The sequence below is a fragment of the Edaphobacter aggregans DSM 19364 genome, assembly GCF_000745965.1.
GTDB lineage: Bacteria > Acidobacteriota > Terriglobia > Terriglobales > Acidobacteriaceae > Edaphobacter > Edaphobacter aggregans.
In genome coordinates this window covers 79063-98591 of record NZ_KN050788.1, presented here as the reverse complement: position 1 = coordinate 98591, position 19529 = coordinate 79063, and the positions used below count along the sequence as shown (strand labels likewise).

At 62.3% G+C, this 19529-nt stretch carries 15 protein-coding genes; 12 read left to right on the top strand and 3 right to left on the bottom strand.

What is annotated here, in order from left to right; genetic code table 11:
- Positions 1 to 4: 4 nt before the first annotated feature.
- The gene (locus tag Q363_RS32160; RefSeq protein WP_035358892.1) at positions 5 to 1141 is read right to left on the bottom strand and encodes a cellulase family glycosylhydrolase; all 1137 of its coding nucleotides are present in this window, start codon (positions 1139 to 1141) and stop codon (positions 5 to 7) included.
- 163 nt (positions 1142 to 1304) lie between these two features.
- Between Q363_RS32160 and Q363_RS32155 the strand changes: the two genes are divergently transcribed.
- The 3 genes from Q363_RS32155 to Q363_RS32145 are packed head-to-tail and all read left to right on the top strand — an operon-like array spanning position 1305 to position 4233.
- Positions 1305 to 2363, top strand: coding sequence for a galactitol-1-phosphate 5-dehydrogenase (locus tag Q363_RS32155; RefSeq protein ID WP_245632619.1), 1059 nt, complete (start codon positions 1305 to 1307; stop codon positions 2361 to 2363).
- Complete coding sequence (locus tag Q363_RS32150) at positions 2360 to 3172, top strand: SDR family NAD(P)-dependent oxidoreductase (RefSeq protein ID WP_035358891.1); 813 nt, start codon at positions 2360 to 2362, stop codon at positions 3170 to 3172. The genes Q363_RS32155 and Q363_RS32150 overlap by 4 nt, the downstream gene beginning before the upstream one ends.
- Positions 3173 to 3186: 14 nt before the next feature.
- Entirely contained in the window at positions 3187 to 4233 is a 1047-nt protein-coding gene (locus tag Q363_RS32145; RefSeq protein ID WP_245632618.1) for a ComEC/Rec2 family competence protein, read from the top strand.
- On the opposite strand, the gene Q363_RS32140 is transcribed toward Q363_RS32145, so the two are convergent.
- Positions 4230 to 5549 carry an MFS transporter gene (locus Q363_RS32140; RefSeq protein ID WP_245632617.1) on the bottom strand — a complete coding sequence of 440 codons (1320 nt, stop codon included), beginning with the start codon at positions 5547 to 5549 and terminating at the stop codon, positions 4230 to 4232. The two genes, Q363_RS32145 and Q363_RS32140, sit on opposite strands and share 4 nt — an antisense overlap.
- Positions 5550 to 5773: 224 nt before the next feature.
- Between Q363_RS32140 and Q363_RS32135 the strand changes: the two genes are divergently transcribed.
- Complete coding sequence (locus Q363_RS32135; RefSeq protein WP_245632616.1) at positions 5774 to 6592, top strand: IclR family transcriptional regulator; 819 nt, start codon at positions 5774 to 5776, stop codon at positions 6590 to 6592.
- Between the two features lie 56 nt (positions 6593 to 6648).
- Here Q363_RS32135 and Q363_RS32130 read toward each other — a convergent pair whose 3' ends face one another.
- Positions 6649 to 8010: an alpha-L-fucosidase gene (locus tag Q363_RS32130; protein WP_245632615.1), complete on the bottom strand. Its 1362-nt coding sequence runs from the start codon at positions 8008 to 8010 to the stop codon at positions 6649 to 6651.
- Positions 8011 to 8322: 312 nt separating this feature from the next.
- On the opposite strand from Q363_RS32130, the gene Q363_RS32125 reads away from it, so the two are divergent.
- The 8 genes from Q363_RS32125 to Q363_RS32090 all read left to right on the top strand — a co-directional run bounded on the left by Q363_RS32125 (position 8323) and on the right by Q363_RS32090 (position 19518).
- On the top strand, positions 8323 to 9648 hold the full coding sequence (locus tag Q363_RS32125; protein WP_211256478.1) for an enolase C-terminal domain-like protein: 1326 nt from the start codon (positions 8323 to 8325) through the stop codon (positions 9646 to 9648).
- Positions 9645 to 11222: a hypothetical protein gene (locus tag Q363_RS32120; protein WP_051979639.1), complete on the top strand. Its 1578-nt coding sequence runs from the start codon at positions 9645 to 9647 to the stop codon at positions 11220 to 11222. Before Q363_RS32125 ends, Q363_RS32120 begins: the two co-directional genes overlap by 4 nt.
- A 693-nt stretch (positions 11223 to 11915) precedes the next feature.
- Positions 11916 to 13175, top strand: a complete 1260-nt coding sequence (locus Q363_RS32115) for an HlyD family secretion protein (RefSeq protein WP_035358886.1) — start codon at positions 11916 to 11918, stop codon at positions 13173 to 13175.
- Positions 13176 to 13207: 32 nt separating this feature from the next.
- Positions 13208 to 13918: an ABC transporter ATP-binding protein gene (locus Q363_RS32110; RefSeq protein ID WP_035358884.1), complete on the top strand. Its 711-nt coding sequence runs from the start codon at positions 13208 to 13210 to the stop codon at positions 13916 to 13918.
- Between the two features lie 2 nt (positions 13919 to 13920).
- The gene (locus Q363_RS32105) at positions 13921 to 14307 is read left to right on the top strand and encodes a hypothetical protein (RefSeq protein WP_035358883.1); all 387 of its coding nucleotides are present in this window, start codon (positions 13921 to 13923) and stop codon (positions 14305 to 14307) included.
- A 43-nt stretch (positions 14308 to 14350) separates the two neighbouring features.
- Positions 14351 to 16903: an ABC transporter permease gene (locus Q363_RS32100; RefSeq protein ID WP_245632614.1), complete on the top strand. Its 2553-nt coding sequence runs from the start codon at positions 14351 to 14353 to the stop codon at positions 16901 to 16903.
- Between the two features lie 9 nt (positions 16904 to 16912).
- Positions 16913 to 17620 carry an ABC transporter ATP-binding protein gene (locus Q363_RS32095; protein WP_035358882.1) on the top strand — a complete coding sequence of 236 codons (708 nt, stop codon included), beginning with the start codon at positions 16913 to 16915 and terminating at the stop codon, positions 17618 to 17620.
- Positions 17617 to 19518, top strand: coding sequence for a TolC family protein (locus tag Q363_RS32090; RefSeq protein WP_035358880.1), 1902 nt, complete (start codon positions 17617 to 17619; stop codon positions 19516 to 19518). The genes Q363_RS32095 and Q363_RS32090 overlap by 4 nt, the downstream gene beginning before the upstream one ends.
- The last annotated feature ends 11 nt before the right edge of the window (positions 19519 to 19529 follow it).

Genomic DNA, 19529 nt, shown 5'->3' with positions numbered 1-19529 from the left:
ACCCTCAGTTTTGTTTCGAAGCAGCAGTGCCGCGGCCGGTGAGCCGGCGGATGAGATCGACCTCGCGCTGACGGTAGGGAGTGCCGTCATGACGGAAGACCTCGTGGAACCAGATGGTGGGCTGGGAGAGGACGTAGGGGTGCTGCCAGGAGTCCCAGGGGAGCCAGGTCTGGGTCTTGCCGGCGACGAGGCCCCAGTTGATGGCGGCGACGTTGAGCTGCTTTGCGAGGGGAAGGATGGTATCGAAGGTGCTGCCGTTGCCACGTGCCATGTACTCGGTGCAGAGGATGGGCCGGTGGAGCGGCTGGAGTTCGCGGACGCGGGCCTCGAACTCCTCGGGCCAGCCGTAGTTGTGGAAGGTGATGACGTCGCTCTCGGCGAGCTGGATCCTGGTTACGGGAGCTTCTTTGGCGGGGTCGCTCCAGTTGCCGTGCCAGACGCCGCTGGTGAGGGGCTGGGTGGGGTGCGCGGAGCGGGCCCAGGCAAAGACTTTGGGGAGCAGCGCGGCGACGAGCTCGGGTTTGTTCGCGGGCTCGTCGAAGCGCTTGTCGTTGGTGTTGTCGGGCTCGTTCCAGATGTCCCAGGCGAGGACGCGCTCGTCTTTGGCGAAGTGGGAGACGACGCCGGTGACGTAGTCCTTGAGCTTCGGCTCGTAAGCGGGGTTGGAGAGCTCGGCGGCGCCGGGGCTCTGGACCCAGCCGGAGTTGTGGACGCCGGGGATAGGCGGGTGCTGGGGGCCGAGGTGCGGGTTGGACTCCCAGCAGGAGTCGAAGAGGACCAGGATGGGCCGGATGTGATGACGCGCAGCGATGGCGAGGAAGGCGTCGAGGCGCTGGAGGAAACCCTTGGGGTCTTCGGTGTAGAGCTGGTCCTGAAGGAAGACGCGCATGGTGTTCATGCCGATGGACTCGGCGAGGGCGAGCTCACGGTCGTTGATGGCAGGGTTGAAAGTGGCGGCCTGGAACATCTCGAACTGATTGATGGCGTCGGAGGGGATGTAGTTGGCGCCGACGAGCCAGGGCTGGCGCGCGTACCAGGCGTTGGCGGCCTCTTCGGTCCAGCGGGCGGGGTTGCCGGACTGGCCGTGGAGCATGGGGGAGAGGCAGAGGGTCAGGGCGAGGGAGAGGGCTCGGAGTCGCATCAGCGGAATGATACTTGAAGATAGGTGGGCTTCTGCGGGTGCAGCAAGGGATACAGGGCATGCGAGGTTGCGTCTCGATTTCGTGCGATTTCTCTTCGCTTATTTTCTTGAGTGAGAACGGCACCTGCGATGTACTCTTGAGCATCGAGGTGACCCTGTGGAGATGATGAAGGCCCTCCTTCTTGAGGAGTACCGCCACCTTGCGGTCGTGGATCTTCCTGTGCCGGAGGCGGGGCCGGGCGAGGTTCTGGTTCGCGTGGCCGCATGCGGGATCTGCGGGAGCGATGTGCATGGATACGACGGCTCGTCGGGGCGACGGATTCCGCCGGTGGTGATGGGGCATGAGGCTGCAGGGGTGGTCGCGGCGGTTGGCGAGGGTGTTGACGAGTTCGCCGTGGGCGATCGCGTGACGTTCGACTCGACGGTGTTCTGCGGGGAGTGCAGCTTCTGCATGCGAGGCGAGGTGAACCTTTGCGAGCAGCGGCAGGTGATGGGCGTCTCGTGCGGAGAGTACCGGAGGGCTGGGGCGTTTGCCGAGTACATCGCGGTTCCGGCGAGGATCGTTTACGCGCTGCCGGACGCGCTAGGCTTCTCGGAGGCGGCGATGCTGGAGGCGGTGTCGGTGGCGCTGCATGCCGTGCGCCTGGCGGAGATGCGCGGCGGCGAGACGGTGATGGTGATTGGAGCGGGGATGATCGGGCTGCTGGTACTGCAGGCGGCGCGGGCGGCGGACAGCGCGCGAGTGATCTCGGCTGATATCGACGCAACTCGGCTGAAGCTTGCGGCGGATGTAGGCGCGGATGAGGCGATCGAGGCCTCTGGCGAGGCGCTGGTGAGCGAGGTGATGCGGCTGACCGGGGGACGCGGCGTGGATGTGGTGTTTGAGGCGGTGGGGCGTGATGAGACGGTAGGATCCGCGATCGAGTGCGTGCGGAAGGGCGGAACGGTGGTGCTGGTGGGCAATATTGCTCCGACGGTGACGCTGCCGCTGCAAAAGGTAGTGACGCGGCAGATACGGCTGCAGGGGTCGTGCGCGTCGGCCGGGGAGTATCCGGAGGCGATACGGCTGATTGCGGAGGGAACGATCAAGGTTGCGCCGCTGATTACGGCAGTGGCTCCGTTGACGGACGGGCCGCGATGGTTTGAGCGGCTGTATGGTCGCGAGCCGAATGTGATGAAGGTAGTGCTGGATCCGCGGGAGGGGGCGGGCAGCGAACGATGAGCTCGACCGACGAAGTTTCAAAAAAGAAACTGTTTGACCTGACTGGCCAGACTGCCCTGGTAACTGGGGCAAGCCGGGGACTTGGGCAGTACTTTGGCCGCGCGCTGGCCAGTGCTGGAGCGGACCTGATTGTGACCAGCCGCAGGAAGGATGATCTGACGCCGTTTGTGCGGGAGATCGAGGCTCTGGGCAGGAGAGCGGTTCCCTTGGAGCTGGACGTGCGGGAGCTGGGGAGCATCGAGCGGATGGCGGAGGCGGCGGAGGCGGCCTGCGGACAGATTCACATCCTGGTGAACAATGCCGGATGCAACGTGCGCAAGCCGGCGCTTGAGGTGACGTGGGAGGACTGGAACCTGGTGGTCAACACGAATCTGCGCGGGAGCTTCTTTGTAGCGCAGCAGGTGGCGCGGCGGATGATGATGTACGGGTATGGGCGGATCGTCAACATCGGGTCGGTGACGAGCGTGTTTGGCTACGCGGGGCTTGCTCCGTATGGCGCCAGCCGCGGCGGCGTGCGGCAGATGACGATGAGTCTTGCCGATGACTGGGGACGGTATGGGATTACGGTGAACTGCCTGGCTCCGGGATGGTTCCGCACGGAACAGAACAAAGTACTGTACGAGAACAAGGACTGGGTTGATTATCTGGTGGACCGCATTCCAATGAAACGTCCGGGGGAGCCTCACGATCTGGACGGGGCAGTTGTGTTTCTGGCCTCAGAGGCAAGCCGGTACATAACGGGACAGACGTTGCTGGTGGATGGCGGTATTTCGACAGGCGCAACACGCGCAACGGTGGGGACACGATGAGATGGCAACGGCTTTTGAGCACGATCGCGGTTGCTGGATTGCTAGCGGGGACCAGCGGATGGATGCAGAGCCCGAAGGGTGGCGGAGGAAAGCTGAAGGTTTACTTCGTGGACGTGGAGGGCGGGCAGGCGACTCTGTTTGTCACTCCGGCAGGACAGGCGCTGCTGATCGATACGGGCTGGGCCGGCAATGATGGCAGGGACGCAGACAGGATCGTTGCCGCGGCAAAAGACGCGGGGATCAAGAAGATCGACTACGTGCTGATCACGCATTACCACGATGACCACGTGGGAGGGGTGCCGCAGCTCCTGGACAGGATGCCGGTGGGCGCGTTCATCGACCATGGCCCGAACCGCGAGGAGGGCGGGGCCGCTGAAAAGAACTACGCCACTTATGAGAAGACCCTTGCCGCAGCGAAGGCGAAGCGGATTCGGGCAAAACCGGGAGACGTGCTTCCGATCGTGGGGATGAAGGCCACCGTGGTGAGCGCCGACGGCAAGCTGATCGAGAGTGCGCTGGAGGGCGGTGGAGAGGCGAACCAGTACTGCAAGGACACGGAGACGAGGCCGGCCGATCCGACAGAGAACGCGCGCTCGGTGGGGGTGGCGATCACGTTCGGCAAGCTGAAGGTGCTGGACCTGGGCGACCTGACGTGGGCCAAGGAGATGGAGTTGATGTGCCCGGTGAACCGGCTGGGCAAGGTGGACGTGTACATCGTGTCGCACCACGGGTGGAACCAGAGCTCGAGTCCAGCGCTTGTGCAGGCGATCAAAGCGCGAGTGGCCATTATGGACAACGGAGCCAAGAAGGGGGGCTCTCCTTCGGTGATCGAAACGGTTCAGCGTGCTCTTGGTCTTGAGACGCTGTGGCAGCTGCACTTCTCCGAAGAGAGCGGCGAGGACGACAACACGGCAGACGAGTACATCGCCAATCTCGAGAGGCCGGGCGATGGGAATTTTATTGAGCTGGTGGGAAGCGGCGATGGCAGCTTCGATGTGGAGAACTCGCGGACGGGCAGAGTCAAGCACTATGGGCCCTCCTCTCAAGCAACCTCGCACTAGAACTCGGAGGGGCGGGGCTGCGGAGGAACCGGCTCGATTCTCCCGACCATGAAGATGTAGGCGGCGATTCCGACAAGCAGGTAGACACCGGAGACCGCAAATGCCAGCGCAAAGGAATGGTAGCGGGCGACCAGGTATCCGGTGACGATGGGCGCGGCGATTCCTGAGAGCTGGTTGGAGAAGTTGATGATGCCGCCGACGGTTCCGACGCTGGAGCGCGGCGCGATCAGCGAAAGAATGGACCAGCCTACGGGCGCGGCGGCGGCGAGTCCGCCGAGCGAGAGACTGATCCAGGCGAGGGCGCGCGCGGCGGTGTGAGCGTTGGCCGCTCCGATGATTCCAAGACCGCAGGCCGTTCCGCCGATGAGTACGATCTTGCGGACGCGGTTGCCGTCGAAGCCGCGACGGACAAGCTCATCAACCAGCCACCCGCCGATGACGAGGTCCGTAAACGTCGCGAAGAGCCAGGGGACGCCGGTGTACAGGAAGGAGTGGAGCAGGTCGATGCCGAGGGCACTCGAAAGGTAATTGGGGAGCCAGGTGAGCAGGAGATAGAAGACGTAGTTGTAGGCGCCGAAGCCGAGCGCCATGCCGAGGACCTTGCGCTGGCGGAGCAGGTAGCCGAGCGAAGCTCTGTCCTCTGGATTGGTTTCCCTAGCAATCGACGCGGAGCCAGCGATGTAGGCTCGTTCTGCTTCGGAAAGCTGCGGGTCTTCGGCGGGATCGCGGTAGATGCGCCAGAAGAGGAAGAAGTAAAGCAGGCTGACGACTCCGGTAGCGGCGAAGCTGAGCCGCCATCCGACGCGGAGAAGAAGCATACCGATGAGCGGGACGCCGATGGCGGAGGCGAACTTGGCGGCTGCGTCGAAGACAGAGGTGGCGAAGCTGCGCTCCTGGGGCGGGAACCAGTAGCCGATGGCCTTGGCGTTGGCCGGGAAGGTGGAGGCTTCGCCGATTCCAAGCAGGAAACGTGCGGCAAAGAAGCCACCGATGCTGGGGGTGAGGGCGGCGGCGAAGGAGGCGACGCTCCAGAGAATGATGGACAGGCGGCCGACGCGGCGGATGCCGAAGCGATCGAGGATGACGCCGATGGGAAGCTGGCAGAGCGCGTAGGTCCAGTTGTAGGCGCCGGAGAGATAACCGAAGGTGACGGCGGTGATGCCGAAGGTTGTCGTGAGGGCGGCGTACGAGACCGAGAGATTGACGCGGTCGAAGTAGTTGACCAGCACGCCGAGGCCAAGGAGCCAGGCGATCCTCCAGCGGCGGCGCGGGATGGCCCGGGCGGTTTGCGGAGGGGGATGTGGGGTGATGGCCACGCGTCCCCATGCTACTAGCTGGTACTGCTCTGCGTGGAATTTGTTTTGAGCGTCCGGGCAGCGTCTGACCGAGACGGACGAAGGGTTCGTCCTCGAAGCTCGATTGCAGGCTGCGGCTCACGCATGCCATTCCGCTTAGAGACGGTTTTACATGCAAAAGTCCTTTTGTTACCTTGTGTGGAATGCGATCGACTGCGCCTCGACCTGTGACAACCAAACCGCAAGTGAAACGCTACTATCCGACTCCTGCGCTCGAAAAGGGCCTGGACATCCTGGAACTCTTCGCGGCGACGCCGGAGGGCATGACGGTAAGCGAGGTGGCGCGCCGGCTGAACCGCACGATGTCGGAGATCTTCCGCATGCTGTTGTGTCTGGAGCATCGCGGCTACCTGGCGCAGTCGGCGAACAAGGATCGCTACCACCTGACGCTGCGGCTGTTCCGCCTGGGGCAGGAGCATCCGCCGACCAAGCGCATGGTGACCGAGGCGACGCCGATCATGCACTGGCTTGCGCATCAGCTACGTCAGTCGTGCCATCTTGGCGTGCTCGACGGCGGACACGTCGTGATTCTCGCGCAGGTGGACTCGCCGGAGTCCACCGGCTTCTACGTCAAGGTCGGCTCCAAGGTAGACCTGATGCACGCGGCGACAGGCCACGTCATCCTCGCTCACCAGACCGAGGACGCCACCGAACGCGCGATCCAGGAGTGGGTCCGCGAGACGCAGAAGAAGAAGCCCGCCGATCTGGACGATCACCTGGCGAAGATTCGCGCTCGCGGGTACGAGCGCCGCGCCAGCTACGAGGTCACGGGCGTGGTGAACATCAGTTTCCCGGTGCTGAACTCGCAGGGCAACGCGATCGCCGGATTGACGGTGCCTTATGTGAAGCGCATCGAGGACACGATCGGGGTTCCGCAGGTGGTCGACGCGCTGGCCGAGGCGAGCAGGCAGATCTCCGAGGCGATGGGAGCCCTGACGGAGTCAACGGACATCGAGGCCTCAGCTGTCCCGAAGAGGCGGCGCGCCGCAAAGAGCAAAAAATAAGCCCTGCCGGAATGCTGCTTCGGCAGGGTCTCTGGAGAGGCTGAAACCGTCAGGAGCTAGACGCCATCGCGCGGCTTATTGATGCGCACAAAGTTGGTGTCCTGCTTGGGCTCGCCGTCGCATTCGATCGCGATGGTGGTCAAGGGCGAGTCAGGCGCCTCGGCCGGGAAGCTGGTGATGTGCACTCGGTAGGGGTCCTGGGTGAACTTGAGCTGCTGGCCGCTCTTGTAGAAGCACGCGGACTTGACCTTGACGGTGAGGCCGGAGATTGCAACATCGCCGCCGGGCCAGAAGTGTACGTGCATGAAGAGCGTGTTGCCGGTGCGGGTGAAGCTGGCGTAGTTGGAGCGTCGCGGCTCGCAGATGTCGGATTTGTAGATGGTCTCGCCGTTCGCATCCATCCATTTGCCCACCTCGGTGAGAATGCGGACCGACTCCTCGGGGATGGAGCCGTCGCCGCGCGGTCCGATGTTGAGCAGGTAGTTGCCGCCGTCGCGCACGCAAGTGATGAGATTACGCAGAACGGTGCGTGCCGACTTCCAGTTGTCGTCGGCGCGCTGAAAGCCCCAGGAGTCGTTGAGCGTCATGCAGGACTCCCAGGCGCGGCCGCCGGTCTCGGCGACGATCTTCTGCTCGGGCGTGGAGAAGTCGCCGGGGAGCTTGTTGCGGTTGTTGACGATGATGTCCGGCTGCAGCTCGAAGACCATCTTGTTCATCTTCTCGGACTCCCAGCCGGCGGCGTCGAGCGGCCAGGAGACGTCGTACCAGAGGATGTCGATCTTGCCGTAGTTGGTGAGCAGTTCGCGGATGAGGCCGTGGGTGTAGGCGACGAAGCGCTTGCGCGCCTCCTCATCTTGGGCGCAGCGGGCGCCGTCGGGGTGGTGCCAGTCCATCAGGGAGTAGTAGAACCCGACGTGGAGGCCCTCAGCGCGAGCGGCATCGACGTACTCACGGACGAGGTCGCGGCCGGGGCCTTGCTTGGTGGCGCAGTAGTCGGTGAGCTTGGTGTCCCAGTTGCAGAAGCCTTCGTGGTGCTTGGTGGTCATGACCATGTACTTCATGCCGGCGGCTTTTGCCAGCTTCGCCCAAGCGAGCGCGAAGCCGGGCTTGGGGTGGAACTCTTTGGGGAACTGCTGGTACTCGGCTAGCGGAATTGCTTGTGTCTCCATGGCCCACTCGTGGCGGCCGTACTGGCTGTAGGACCCGAAGTGGATGAACATGCCGAACTTTGCGGCGTGCCACCACTGCATGCGGCGGAGCTGGTCCGGCGTGGGGGCGACGGGATAGGGGTCGCGCTCGCCTGCGGGAGGCGTTGCGGGCCTGGCGGGAGCCTGGGCGTTTCCACTGACAGCGAGCGAGGCGAGGGAGGCTCCTGTGCCGAGCAGCATATTGCGCCGGCTCACTTTGATTGCATTCATCGTTCGTTCGAGTCCTTTGCTGGTTAGGAACAGGAGGAGAGGGAGGATTGCCTCTGGCATTTTTTCGTGCAAGGAGGTTTGTACGAGTTGAAGAATCAGTTGTCAAGAATGAAACTTATTTTTTACATAACAAACTCAGGAAATTGGGCGGACTTTTGCGGATAGTTTAGAGCTAGGGTTAGGTGTTTCATTGACAAATGCTCTATTCCGCGAATAGAAATGCAGTGGGTCGGTCGGAACGCTTATCTCCGGGGACTGCTTCTCTGCTAAGCAGCGCGCTTAAGACTTGTCGAAAGGATGCGTCCACTCGAAGTGAGCCCAATCACCGTTACCAGGATGAGAGTTGTAGACCTCAGGTTTCCGACTTCAAGAGAGAGCATTGGCTCTGATGCAGTCAATAAGGATCCGGACTACTCGGCTGCGTACTGCGTGCTCGAGACCAACGCTGGCCTGGAGGGTCATGGGTTGACGTTTACGCTGGGGCGGGGCACGGAGCTTTGTGTTGCGGCGCTCGAGTATCTTGGCCGGTTTGTGAAGGGGCGGACGCTGGACTCGATGACGGCCGATATGGCTGCGTTCTGCCGGCAGTTGACGGACGAGAGCCAGTTCCGCTGGCTGGGTCCGGAGAAGGGCGTCATTCATCTGGCGACGGGCGCGCTGATCAACGCTGTGTGGGATCTGTATGCGAAGGCCGAGGGCAAGCCGCTGTGGAAGCTTCTGGCGTCGTTGGAGCCGGAGCGGATTCTTTCGGCGGTTGAGTTTCGTTACATCGACGACGCTCTGTCGCGCGGTGCGGCTCGCGAGATTCTGGAGGAAGGCCAGCACGGGAAGGCGGAGCGGATTGCTCTGCTCGAGCGTGAAGGTTATCCGGCGTATACGACTTCGGTGGGGTGGTTTGGGTTCAGCGACGAGAAGATTCGTGCGCTGAGCCATGAGGCGCTGGCGGCGGGCTGGACGCACTTCAAGCTGAAGGTGGGCGGCGATGCGGCCGACGACCTGCGTCGCGGAAGGATTGTTCGCGAGGAAATCGGGTGGACGAACAGGCTGATGGTCGATGCGAACCAGAAGTGGGGCGTTGAGGAGGCCATCGCGAGGACGCGCGCGCTTGGCGAACTCGATCCGTGGTGGATGGAGGAGCCGACGAGTCCGGACGACATTGTTGGGCATGCGCGGATTCGTGCGGCGGTTGCGCCGATACGGATTGCGACGGGCGAGCACTGCCACAATCGGGTGATGTTCAAGCAGCTGTTTCAGGCGAAGGCGATCGATGTGTGCCAGATCGACAGCTGCAGGGTTGCGGGCGTGAATGAGAACCTGGCGATCCTCCTGATGGCCGCGAAGTTCAGGGTTCCGGTGTGTCCGCATGCTGGAGGCATTGGGCTTTGCGAGCACGTGCAGCATCTGTCGGCGTTCGACTTTGTGTCGGTGTCGCGGACGATGGAGAACCGCGTGATCGAGTACGTCGATCATCTGCACGAGCACTTCGTCGATCCGGTGCGAATCAGCCGCGGAGGTTATCGGATGCCGGAGAAGCCGGGTTACAGCATTGAGATGAAGCCTGAGTCACTGGAGCGTTACAGCTTCCCGGACGGCGAGGCTTGGCAGACGGAGCAGGTTGAGGAGGAGGTCGCGCGATGACGCCTGTCTTCTCTTCTGCCATACGCTCTTCTGCGTTGCGGGTCTCGGCTGGACTGGCGCTTGCGGTGGCTGCGGTGGCGCAGCAGCCTTCGGGACGGAGCGATTGGGCGCATCTGGACCGCTTGGGCAAGCTGACGTATAAGACTACGGACCGGGGCGATCGCATCCTCGACTTCTCTTATGCCGGTTATATGGGCGGCGGCGTTCGGATTCCGGATGTTGCGGTGAAGAAGAGGGTGTCTCCTTCGGGCGCTGATGATAGTGTGGCGATCCAGGCGGCTGTGGATGAGGTCTCGCAGCTGCCGCTTGTGGGTGGATTTCGTGCTGCTGTGCTGCTTGCGCCGGGAACGTATCACGTCAGCTCGACGGTGAAGATCGCGGCGAATGGCGTTGTTGTTCGCGGCAGCGGCGCGGGCGAGAAGGAGACCGTTGTTGAGATGACAGGCGATCCGCATGTGGCGTTTCTGCTGGCTGGTGAGAGCAGAATCTCGACGGTTGGAGCGGCGACGACGGTTGCGGATGCTTATGTTCCGGCGGGCGCGAAGTCGTTTGCAGTTCGCGATGCCTCGGGCTTTCGTGCGGGCGATCTGGTCCAGATTGTTCGGCCTTCGACGGAGAAGTGGGTCCACTTTATGGATATGGACTCGATGGTTCGTGGCGGCAAGAAGCAGACCTGGGTTGGCGGCGACATCAAGGCGGAGCGCAGGATCGCTGCTGTGAAGGGCAAGCAGCTGGTGTTCGAGGTTCCGCTTGCGGATTCTTACGATGCGAATCTTCTTGGCGCCGATGGAACTACGGTCGCGAAGGTCTCCGAGACTGGTTTGCTGGAGCAGGTTGGTGTTGAGAACCTGCGGATTGTTGCTCCTGCTCGCAAGGTTACGTTGAACGACAAGCACTTCAACGGGATTTCGATGAAGTCTGTGAAGGACGGCTGGGTTCGCAACGTTCGGATTCTAAACACGACTGGGCCGGTGAATATGGACCACGAGACGCAGCGGGTTACGGTGACGCGGGTCGATATTACGCAGGCTGAGCCGCTGATTGGGGCGGCGAAGTCGGCGGATTTTTCGATCGACGGGTCGCAGATTCTTGTCGACCGGTCGACGGTCACGGAGAGCAATGTTTTTTACATTGCGACCGGAGCGCGGAAGCAGGGGCCAAATGTGGTGCTGAACTGCGTGTTTCACGGCGACGGGCATGTGCAGCCGCATCAGCGGTGGTCAACCGGACTGTTGGTGGACAGCACGGAGGTTCCGGAGGGCGGAATCGATCTGATGAACCGGGGCGCGATGGGTTCGGGCCACGGATGGACGATGGGTTGGGGCGTGGCGTGGAACAATACCGCGCAGTCGTTTGTGATCCAGTCGCCGCCGGGAGCGACGAACTGGGGGATTGGGAATCGCGGGGAGCAGCAGAGGAAGCCGCGGCCGACGTTCGATCCGGGGCCTCCGATGCCCCTGCTTCCACAGGGAGTTCTGGATTCTGACGGTGTCGCGGTTGCGCCGGCTAGTCTCTATCTGGAGCAGTTGAAGGAGCGGCTTGGGGAGAAGGCTCTGAGAGACATCGGGTACTGACCCCCCTCCCCCCCCTTGTTCCGATAAGTTACTTTGTTTCAATCGTTTATGCGATTTAAACAGGATAAAATATAGATTCCAGATGGCTTAAGTATCAAAATCTTGATTCTAAAGGAGAAAGCCCCGGCGTTAAGTCCGGGGCTTTCCTGAGTCTGTTTAAAGTATAGCGACCGGAAGGTCATTAATCGGCGCTTTTTGCGGGTTTTATTTTTTCGATGTAACCTATTTATTTTGTTTGACTTACTGGAGAGGGTCGATTCGGCAGTGGCTTGACAAAGATTTCGGGCTCGTGTCGCCCTCGCCTGGATCGAATGGACGCCGAACAAGGCGTGGCCCAGACATTTGTACCTTTCGGCTCGGTCGGGGATTCACTGGATGAGGCTCGTGGCTCGCGGACAAAAATGCAGGTCCTTTCGACTGCGCCTGCGCCGCTTCGCGGCTTCGCTCAGGATGACAAGGGTAAGGTTACAACGGGTCAACCAGGGACCACCGCAGGACGGGTATTGCCCGTCCTGAGGTGTGTTGGTTGTGGTTGATGAGTTAGGTGAGCGGGCCGAGTGTCCCAAGTGTCCACGGCTGTCCGGTACCGGACAGTGGATTTCGATTGCGGACAGCGGGAAGGAGTGGGCTTGCCGCAAGTGATTGAAATCTGGTGCGCGAGGTTGGCAGAACACGTGCGAATCCTTACAGCGCATGGACATACAGAGACCAGATATCAAGAAGAGGAAGATTCGGCGGCAGTGGATCGCCGGAGGCATTGCGGTGGTGGTGTTGGGGGCGGCGGCGTGGTTTGTGTCGCGGCTGAAGCCGGCGGCACCGACAGTGGATCGCGCGACGGTGTGGACGGATGCGGTGAAGCAGGGCCCGCTGCTGCGGCAGGTGCGGGGGCCGGGCTCGCTGGTTCCGCGCGAGGACAGGATTCGGCTGATTCCGGCGGAGACGGAGGCGACGGTGGTTCGCATTCGTGTGCTGCCGGGCGCGAAGGTGGAGCCGGATACGGTGGTGATGGACCTAGTGGATCCGACGGTGCAGCAGGAGCTGCTGGATGCGCAGTTGCAGTTGAAGGCGGCGCAGACGGATTTGATGAACGTGAAGGCGAAGCTGGACAGCGATTTGATGACCCAGAAGGCCGCGGCGGCGACGGTGAGCGCGGACTACAACCAGGCGAAGCTGCAGGCGCAGACGGACAAGAGCTTGTATGACCTGGGCGTGATCAGCGGGCTGACGTACAGTGCTTCGAAGGGCAAGGCCGATGAGCTGACGACGCGCACCGATATCGAGAAGCAGCGGCTGGCGGTGAACGAGAAGGCGATCGAAACGCAGATTGCGGTACAGCAGACGAAGGTGGCGCAGGCGCAGGCTCTGCTGGCGTTGAAGCAGAAGCAGCAGGATGCGCTGAGTGTGAAGGCGGGGATCAGCGGCGTGCTGGTGGATCTTCCGCATCAGGTGGGAGAGCACGTTGCTCCGGGAACGACGCTGGCGAAGGTGGTGCAGCCGGATCAGCTGAAGGCGAGTTTGAAGATTGCGGAGACGCAGGCGCGGGATATTCAGATTGGGCAGCCGTCGGAGATCGACACGCATAACGGGGTGATTGACGGCAAGGTGATACGAATTGATCCCGCGGTCGTGAACGGAACGGTGACTGTGGACGTAGAACTGGAAGGCGCGCTGCCGCAAGGGGCGAGGCCTGACCTGAGCGTGGACGGAACGATCGACCTGGATCGCATGGCGAATGTGTTGTACGTGGGCAGGCCAGCGTTCGGGAACGAGAACAGCACGATCACGCTGTTCAAGCTGAGCCCGGATGGGAAGACGGCGGTTCGGGTTCCGGTGAAGGTTGGCAAGGCATCGGTGAATGCGATCCAGGTGATCGAGGGATTGCAGAGCGGGGACACGGTCATCCTTTCGGACATGAGCCGTTGGGACAACACAGACAGGATTCGCCTCGAGTAGGCGCATAGCCGGGAACGATAAGGAGAGAGCAGATGGTAGAGACGATTATCGAGATCGAGCAGCTGACGAAGGTGTTCTACACGGATGAGATCGAGACGCATGCTCTGTCGGGCGTGCACCTGCAGATTGAGCGGGGGGAGTATGTGGCGATGTCGGGGCCTTCGGGCTGCGGGAAGTCGACGCTGCTTTCGATCATCGGGCTGCTGGATACGCCGACGGCGGGAAGGTACCAGCTGAATGGCAACGAGGTCGCGAATCTGGATTTTGCGGACCGCTCGCGGATTCGCAACCAGGAGATTGGGTTCATCTTCCAGAGCTTCAACCTGATTGGCGACCTGAGCGTTGCGGAAAATGTCGAGCTGCCGCTGACGTATCGCACGGGGATGCCGGCGGCGGAGCGGAAGAAGAGGGTGCAGGAGTCGCTGGAGCGCGTGAATATGGCGCACCGGATGCGGCACTATCCGGCGCAGCTCTCGGGCGGTCAGCAGCAGCGCGTGGCTGTGGCGCGTGCATTGGCGGGGTCGCCTTCGATTCTGCTGGCGGACGAGCCTACGGGAAACCTGGACTCGAAGAACGGCGAGGCGGTGATGAAGCTGCTGAAAGAGCTGCATGACGAGGGCGCGACGATCTGCATGGTGACGCACGATCCGCGGTTTGCGGCGCATGCGGAGCGGCAGATCCATCTGTTCGACGGGAAGGTGGTTGCAGAAGGGGAGCTGAGCCAGTTGATGGCGGAGGTGTAGCCGTGATGCAGGGAGTGATCGATGAGGCGAGAGAGGTGCTGCGAGAGATGCCGTTCTTTGCGGCGGCGGTGATGGTGATGGTTGCGTTGGGCGCGGGGGTTCGCGCGGCTGTCTTCTACGAGGCCGACGGCGAGGATCTGCGGCTGATTGCGGATCGCAGCGAGCCGAGCGATGCAGAGGAAGTGAGCGAGGCGAGGGATCCGATGATGCGGATGGGTGCGCGGCTGGAGTGTGCGGAGAAGATTCCGGGGTTCACGGTCATCGTCGGACTGAGCCACTACAACGTGGAGCTGAGCGTTCCGGTGCGAGGAATGCAACAGATGTTTGAAGAGGTGCGGCCGGATGTTGCCCGGGCGATGGAGATGCGGGAGCTGCGGCGCGCAGCCTGATAACGCGGGGAAAGCTCAGTTTGCGCGGGAGAGGGAGCAAGAGATGAATCGACTGATGCAGGATGTGACGTTTGCGCTGCGCCAGCTGCGGAAGGCGCCGGGATTCACGATTACGGCGATTGTGACGCTGGCGCTTGGGATTGGAGCGAACGCGGCGATCTTCACGCTGGTGCACGCGGTGCTGCTGAAGAACCTTCCTGTGGCCGATCCGAAGATGCTGGTGCGGGTGGGCGATAAGGACGACTGCTGCGTGAACGGCGGCACTCCTGACGGGAACAACTACTCGCTGTTCGCTTCGGAGCTGTACACGCATCTTCGCGATAACACGCCGGAGTTCGAGAGCCTGGCGGCGATGCAGTCGGGGTATGGGCTTGGAGGCATCACGGCGAGGAGCAGCCGTCCGGGCGATCTGCCGAAGGCAGCGCGCGGAGAGATGGTGAGTGGGAACTACTTCCAGGTCTTCGGACTGAAGCCGTATGCAGGACGGCTGCTCATCCTCTCGGATGACGTGATTGGAGCTCCGATGGGCGTGGTGATGAGCTACCAGGCGTGGCAGCGCGATTATGCGGGAGATCCTTCGATTGTGGGAAGCACGTTTGTGCTAAACACGTACCCGGTGACGATTCTTGGGATTACGCCACCGGGATTTTATGGCGACCGGATGACGGACACGCCGCCGGACTTCTATATTCCGCTGTCGCTGGAGTCGCAGTTTGGGCCGGCGCATCCGGAGAGCCTGCTGCACAGGAGGGGAGCGAACTGGCTTTACGTGCTGGGCAGAGTAAAGCCGGGAACGGATCTGGCGCAGCTTCAGGCGAAGATGAGTGCATCGCTTCGCAACTATCTTGCGACGCTGCCTCTGTATCAAAAGAAGGATCAGGGGAAGAATCTTGCAGAGTCGCACGTAGTGCTGACGCCGGGCGGCGCGGGGATCGAGAACATGCAGCAGGAGTTCGGGACGGGGCTGAAGCTGCTGATTACGGTCTCGGCACTGGTGCTGCTGATTGCATGCGCAAACATTGCGAACCTGGTGCTGGTGCGCGGGATGGCGCGGAGAGCGGAGACGTCGATCCGGATGGCGCTGGGCGCGCAGCGCGGGCGCCTGATACGGCAGATGCTGACAGAGAGCGTGGTGCTTTCGTGTCTGGGAGGGATTGCGGGGCTGGCGGTGGCGTATGGAGGGAGCAGGCTGCTGATGGCGATGGCGTTTCCTAACGCGACGAGCCTGCCGATCGACGCAAGTCCGTCGCTGCCGGTGCTGGCGTTTGCGTTTGGGCTGTCGCTGGTGACGGGGCTGATCTTCGGCGTGGCTCCGGCGTGGGTGACGTCGCACTCGCAGCCGGCGGAGGCGTTGCGTGGATCGAACAGGACGACGGCTGACCGCTCGGGATGGGTGCAGCGGTCGCTGGTGATTCTGCAGGCTGCGCTGTCGCTGGTGCTGCTGGTGGGTGCGGGGCTAATGGCAAAGAGCCTGAACAAGCTGGAGAACCAGGACTTCGGCGTCGTCACCGAGAATCGCGTGGTGGCGCACTTCAGTCCGGAGAATGCGGGGTATAAGACGGAGCAACTGCAGGCGCTGTATGACAAGATCGACCAGGATATGCACGCTCTTCCGGGAGTGGAGAAGGCGTCGCTGTCGCTGTATACGCCTCTGGAAGGAAACAACTGGGGCGAGGGCGTCTTTCTGCAGGGGCGGCCGGAGCCTGGGGTGAACTCAAACATCGGAGCCTCGTGGCTGCGGGTTGGGCCGGAGTACTTCGACATCGTGGGGCATCGTATGCTTCGCGGGCGAGGAATCACGGTGCATGATACGGCCAGCTCAACTCCAGTGGTTGTGGTGAACGAGGCGTTTGTGAAGAAGTTCTTTCCCAAAGGGGAAGACCCGATCGGGGCGCACTTCGGCATCTCGGGGATGGAGAGCGCGGGCGACTGGGAGATTGTGGGTGTGATCTCGGACATCAAGTACAACAATCTGCGACAGCCTGTGCGGGCGATGTACTTCCGGCCGCTGCTGCAGGTTGCGCATACGAAGCCGGAGGACGATACGCGGTCGCTGTATGCCGGTGCGATCATGCTGCAGACGAAGGGCTCGGTGGATGGGCTGGAGTCGCAGATACGGCGCACGCTGGCGAGTATCAATCCGAACCTGACGGTGACGACGTACAACACGTTCGCGGGCCAGATTCATGGACAGTTCAATCAGGAGCGGCTGATTGCGCGGCTGACGCTGATGTTCGGGCTGCTGGCGCTGGTGCTGGCGGCGGTTGGATTGTATGGAGTGACGGCCTACTCGGTCGCGCGACGCACGCCGGAGATTGGTGTGCGGATGGCGATGGGAGCGAATCGCGGCAGCGTGGTTGCAATGGTGCTGCGCGAGGCGATGATGCAGGCGGGAATAGGACTGGCCATCGGGATTCCGGTGGCGTGGATGTGCGCGCGGTTCGTGCAGTCGCAGCTTTACAACGTTGGCGGCCACGATGCGGTGGTGCTGATGGGAGCGGTCGCCGTGCTGGCGTTCGCGGCTTGCACGGCAGGTTTGATTCCGGCACAGAGAGCGGCGTCGACCGATCCGGTAAAGGCGCTGCGAACGGAATAGAGGAGAATCATGATCGAGCTGAGAGATATCGAGCGCAGCTATCGGGCTGGGCATACGGAGACGTGGGTTCTGCGGCGTGTGACGCTGACGATACGGCCGTGGGAGTTTGTGACGATCATGGGGCCTTCGGGCGCGGGTAAGTCTTCGCTGCTGAATGTGCTGGGCATGCTGGACGATCAGTGGCGGGGCGAGTTCGACTTCTACGACGAGGCTGTGCACCGGATGAACCGCAAGCATCGCGCGGACCTGGCGCGGCGGAGGATCGGCATGGTGTTCCAGAGCTATCACCTGCTGGACGACCTGACGGTCGCGGAAAACATCGATCTTCCGCTGTCGTACAAGGACATTCCGCGCGCGGAGCGGCAGGCGCTGGTGGCCGATACGTTGGACCGCTTCAACATTGTGGGGAAGAAGGATCTGTATCCGCACCAACTCTCGGGCGGGCAGCAGCAACTGGTGGGGATTGCGCGGGCGATGATTCACAAGCCGTCGCTACTGCTGGCCGATGAGCCGACAGGGAACCTGCAGTCGAAGCAGGCGAAGGAGATTATGGAGATGTTCCGGGAGTTGAACGAACAGGGCACGACGATTGTGCAGGTGACGCACTCGGAGGCGAACGCGGCCTATGGCACGCGAACGATCGAGCTGCGGGATGGATGGATCTACTCCGACAGCGCGGGGGTGGCCGTGAACGCGCCGAGGGAGGTGCAGCAGTGAGGGTTTTCCCCATAGGCTGTGTTGGCGCGGCGGTACTGGCGGGTACGGCTTGCCTGGCGCAGACCGCGCCTGCGACGGCGTCGGCGACGATGCAGGCTCCGGCGCTACGGCTGGATGTGCCGCACTCGAACAATCCGTTCAATGCGTATCGCGCGACGCTGGTGCCGCAGCCGAACCTGGCGAATTCGCCACGCCTGGATATGCTGATTCACGAGGGCGTGCTGGAGCTGAGCCTGAAGGATGCAATTATGCTGTCGCTCGAGAACAATCTCGATCTGGCAATTGCGCGGTACAACATTCCGATTGCGGAGGCAGATATTCTGCGCACGCAGGCCGGCGGATCGTTTCGCGGCGTGAACACGGGCGTGGTGCAGAACACGCCGGGGGGCGGGGTGGGAGGGTTCGGCCCGAGCGCGAGCGGCGCGGGCGCGGGCGGAACCTCGGGCGGCGCGGGCGGCGCGGGATCAGGCGCGAGCGGCCTGGTGCAGTCGACGCTGGGTACAGGAACGAACGTTGCTTCCTATGATCCTGCGATCACGGGCGGCTTCAACAATGAGCACTATACGCAGCCGCTTTCGAACATCTCGATTTACGGCGTGCAGACGCTGCAGCAGAATACGACAGTGGGAAACATCAGCTACTCGCAGGCGTTTCCGACCGGAACCTCGTTTTCGTTTGTCTTCGACAACAATCGCGAATCGACCAACAGCCCACGAAGCTATCTGAACCCGACACTCAACAGCTACTATCACGTGGCTCTGCAGCAGCAGTTGCTGGCGGGGTTTGGATTTGGACCGAATCTGCGCTTTCTGCGGATTGCGAAGAACAATCAGCGGATCTCTGACGAGGCGTTCAAGCTGCAGGTGATTACGACGATTACGCAGATCGCAAATATGTACTGGGACCTGGTGGCGGCGTATGAGGATGAGGGCGTGAAGACCCGCGCGCTCGATTTTGCGAGGCAGACGCTGGACAGCGGACGCAAGCAGCTTGCGCTCGAGGCGATTCCCGCGATGGATGTGATGAAGGATGAGGCTGAGGTGGCGAATCGCGAGCAGGACCTGACGATCGCCAAGACGACGCTGCAGTTTCAGGAGCTGCTGATCAAGAATGCGCTGACGAAGAATCTGGACGATCCGACTCTGGAGGCGATGCCGGTGAAGCCTACGGATTCGAGCGCGGCGGATGGTGCGGGGCCGACAGGGGGATCGACCGAGGACTCGATTGCGCTGGCGCTGCGCGATCGGATCGAGCTGAGCGAATCGACGATCGATCTGGAGAGCCGGCGCATCAGCCGGGATTCAGCGCGCAATGCCCTGCTGCCGACGGTCGCCCTGACGGCGTACTACGGCGGCACGGGGCTGGCGGGACCGGAGAATCCGGCAGCGGGAATTCCTTCAATGTTGCCGACGGACTGGGGCGGTGCTGTGCGGAATGCCTTCAACAAAACGGCTCCCGACTACTATGTGGGGATATCGGTGAACGTTCCGATTCGCAATCGCGTGGCGAAGTCGGACCAGTACCGTTCGGAGCTGGAGACGCGGCAGGCGGAGCTGCGCATGCAGCAGCTGAAGAAGCAGATTCGCATCGAGGTTCGCAACGCGCAGTATGCGCTGGAGCAGAGCAGGGCGCGGGTGGAGTCGGCACGGAAGGCGCGCGAGCTGGCGCAGAAGACCTTCGAGATTACGACGAAGGAGCAGGAGCTGGGGGCGGGCTCGAACCTGCAGACGCTGACGGCGCGGCGGGATCTTTCGGCGGCGGAGTCGGCGCTGGTGGCGGCGCTGACGGCGTATGAGAAGGCGAAGATCGAACTGGATCGTTCGGTTGGGACGACGCTGGATGCAAACCGGATTTCGATAGAATCGGCGAGGACGGGCGTAGCCCCGAACGGGCAGTAGCGGGGGAGGCT

Coding starts and splice junctions, on each gene's coding strand:
- Q363_RS32160 (WP_035358892.1), bottom strand. CDS start 1,141: ATGCGACTCCGAGCCCTCTCCCTCGCCCTGACCCTCTGCCTCTCCCCC.
- Q363_RS32155 (WP_245632619.1), top strand. CDS start 1,305: ATGATGAAGGCCCTCCTTCTTGAGGAGTACCGCCACCTTGCGGTCGTG.
- Q363_RS32150 (WP_035358891.1), top strand. CDS start 2,360: ATGAGCTCGACCGACGAAGTTTCAAAAAAGAAACTGTTTGACCTGACT.
- Q363_RS32130 (WP_245632615.1), bottom strand. CDS start 8,010: ATGAATGCAATCAAAGTGAGCCGGCGCAATATGCTGCTCGGCACAGGA.
- Q363_RS32120 (WP_051979639.1), top strand. CDS start 9,645: ATGACGCCTGTCTTCTCTTCTGCCATACGCTCTTCTGCGTTGCGGGTC.
- Q363_RS32115 (WP_035358886.1), top strand. CDS start 11,916: ATGGACATACAGAGACCAGATATCAAGAAGAGGAAGATTCGGCGGCAG.
- Q363_RS32110 (WP_035358884.1), top strand. CDS start 13,208: ATGGTAGAGACGATTATCGAGATCGAGCAGCTGACGAAGGTGTTCTAC.
- Q363_RS32100 (WP_245632614.1), top strand. CDS start 14,351: ATGAATCGACTGATGCAGGATGTGACGTTTGCGCTGCGCCAGCTGCGG.
- Q363_RS32095 (WP_035358882.1), top strand. CDS start 16,913: ATGATCGAGCTGAGAGATATCGAGCGCAGCTATCGGGCTGGGCATACG.